Raw genomic sequence first — 2,553 nt, forward strand, 5'->3', positions numbered from 1 at the left:
CGGTCACGGCGATGCCGCGCCGGGCGATGCGCGCGTAGGCCTCGGCGTAGACCGGCCACCAGCGCCGCTTCGCGGGCGTCGTCAGCCAGTCGTCGCGGCCGAAGTAGGTCACCGACCCGGCCCACTCGAGCGGGGCGAAGCCGGCGATCACCGGGTTCGTCGTGATCACGGCGGGGCGCTCGATGCCGAAGCGGGCGGATGCCTTCCGCAGCGCCCTGTCGTAGGCGGCGTACTGGCGCTCGACCACGGCCGGGTCCGTGGCGTCGGAGCGCGCGAGCCGCACAGGCTCGTACAGCTGCCGGTCAGTGCTCGCCGGGAACGCGGGCTGGTTGCGCAGCACGCGGTGCGCGGCGATGCTCGCGATCGAGCGGAAGGGGTTGGCGACGAGCAGACGGCCGATGACGCCGGCATCCTGCTCGGCCATGAGCGTCTCGAGAATGCGATCGGGCGGCCGCATCATCTCGCGCGCCTGCGCGTCGGCGTAGGTCTCGTACGAGAAGGTGAAGACCACGTCGACCGGCATCGCACCCGCCCTAGCCCGCGAGCTGGCGGATGACGCGCGCGGGCGCGCCGACCGCAACGCTGCGGGCGGGCACGTCTTCGCGCACGACGCTGTTCGCGCCGACCACGGCACCGGCGCCGATGGTCACGCCGGGCAGCACGACGACGTTCTGCCCCAGCCAGGCACCCTGGCACACCCGCACGGGCGCGACGCGCTCGAGCGGTTGATCGCGAATGTAGGCCTCAGGGTCGGCGAAGCCGTGCATGTGATCGGAGATGTAGACCCCGCGCGCGAGCTCGACGCCGTCTTCGATGACGACGCTCATCACGCCCGTGATGGAGGTCTGGTGCATGCGCACCCGGTCGCCGATCACGATGACCGGCCCCGGCGCCGTGCGATCGGGCACCAGCAGCCACGAGCCGGCCGCGATCAGGCAGTGCTCGCCGACGGCCACCTTGTCGCGGTTGCCCCACCGGAACGGCAGCAGAATGCGGCTGCCCGTGCCGAAGCGCGCGAAGCCCGGGGCCGCCAGCAGGCTGAACGCCGCGTCGCGCGCGGTCTGCACCAGCTTGAGGAGGTCGACGGGCATGACCTGAGGATAGGTCAGCAGGCACCCCCTAGTGAGGGACGCTCACAACTGTTTACTCACCGGAAACACCGCCCTCACGGAACGGTCGGGGCACGGCGCGGGCTACAGGTGCAGGCCGCCCCACACGGCGCGCGCCCCCGAGTCGCCGATGAGGACGATCTCGACGATGAACCCGATGCCCACGATCGCTGCCGCGAGCCACAGGACCACCGTGCCGCCCCAGCGCAGGCTCGAGGTGAGGCGCACACCCGCCTGCGGGGCGAGCAGGAACCGCCACCAACCCCACTCCGCGAGGCCGACGACGAACAGCGCGATGGACCACGGCAGCAGCCCCTCGCCCCGCTCGACGTGCAGCGCGAGCGCCGGCGTGGTGCCGACGACCGACTGCAGGTACTCCCCCGCCTCGACCGTGATGGGCGTGAGCACGAGAACGAGCAGGCCGGCGATCGGGGTGACGATGCCGAGTCGGCGCCTGGCCGCCGGCCAGAACGCGTGCAGCAGAACGGCGAGTGCGGTCAGCGGGCCGCCCACGACCATCACGTGGACGAGCAGGATGTGCAGCGGCAGGCCGGCGAAAGTGTCGAGGTTCACGATGACCGCACGATAACGGGGCAGTTGAGGTTCATTCTGAGAACGAATTCTGGATTCGAGTGAACCGGATGCCCGCCCGTTCACGTGTCCTATGAGGAGGTGACCCACGCCCGTGAGCCGAGTGAACGACGACGACGCGCTGCTGCGCGCGCTGCACGATGAGCATGCGCGCCCGCTCTGGCGCTACGTCATGTCGCTCACCGGGGACGCCGCCCAGGCCGAGGACATCGTGCAGGAGACGCTGCTGCGCGCCTGGCGCAAGCCGGCCGTGCTCGATCAGCGTGAGGCATCCGCCCGGGCCTGGCTGTTCACCGTCGCCCGCAATCTGGTGATCGACGACGCCCGCAGCGCGCGGCGCCGGCACGAGACGCCGACGGCACCCGAGACGATGACCGACACGGCCCGCGAGCCGATCGCGGCCGACGAGACCGAGCGGATGCTGGACGCCTGGCTGATCGGCGACGCGCTCGCCGCGCTGAGCGAGGACCACCGGCAGGTGATCGCGCTCGCCTACTACGGCAGCCGCTCGGTCGCCGAGATCGCGGAGTCGCTCGGGATCCCCGAGGGCACCGTGAAGAGCCGCATGCACTACGGGCTGCGCGCGCTGCGCCTGGCCCTGCAGGAGAAGGGAGTCACGCGATGAGCACCGACGAGTCGCAGCCGCTGCACGAGTGGGACGCGGCCTATGTGCTCGGGGCGCTCTCGCCCGAGGACCGGCGGCGATTCGAAGCCCACCTCGAGGAGTGCCCGGAGTGCCGCGCCTCCGTCGGCGAGCTCGCAGGGCTGCCGGCGCTGCTCTCGCGCGTGCCGGCGCCCTCGGTGGACGCGGGTGGACTCGGCGACGCCGAACCCCCCGCGGGTCGACTCGGCG

Annotated in this window: 4 protein-coding genes and 1 pseudogene; 2 read left to right on the top strand and 3 right to left on the bottom strand. The window is 71.8% G+C overall.

Features of this window, described 5'->3' with window-relative positions:
• The 3 genes and pseudogenes from ACM2XV_RS14125 to ACM2XV_RS14135 form a co-directional block, all read right to left on the bottom strand.
• Positions 1 to 523: hypothetical protein (locus tag ACM2XV_RS14125; RefSeq protein ID WP_487027392.1), on the bottom strand; the 523-nt coding region annotated here is incomplete at its 3' end.
• Positions 524 to 533: 10 nt separating this feature from the next.
• Positions 534 to 683: pseudogene (locus ACM2XV_RS14130) on the bottom strand (sugar O-acetyltransferase); the annotation flags it as partial.
• A 510-nt stretch (positions 684 to 1,193) separates the two neighbouring features.
• A complete protein-coding gene (locus ACM2XV_RS14135; RefSeq protein ID WP_344772926.1) occupies positions 1,194 to 1,682 on the bottom strand; it encodes a hypothetical protein in 489 nt (162 codons plus the stop codon).
• Between the two features lie 121 nt (positions 1,683 to 1,803).
• Between ACM2XV_RS14135 and ACM2XV_RS14140 the strand changes: the two genes are divergently transcribed.
• Entirely contained in the window at positions 1,804 to 2,325 is a 522-nt protein-coding gene (locus tag ACM2XV_RS14140; protein ID WP_344772954.1) for a sigma-70 family RNA polymerase sigma factor, read from the top strand.
• Positions 2,322 to 2,553: anti-sigma factor family protein (locus tag ACM2XV_RS14145; protein ID WP_487027393.1), on the top strand; the 232-nt coding region annotated here is incomplete at its 3' end. The genes ACM2XV_RS14140 and ACM2XV_RS14145, both read left to right, overlap by 4 nt.

The sequence above is a fragment of the Gryllotalpicola sp. CP2-P1 genome, assembly GCF_057512245.1.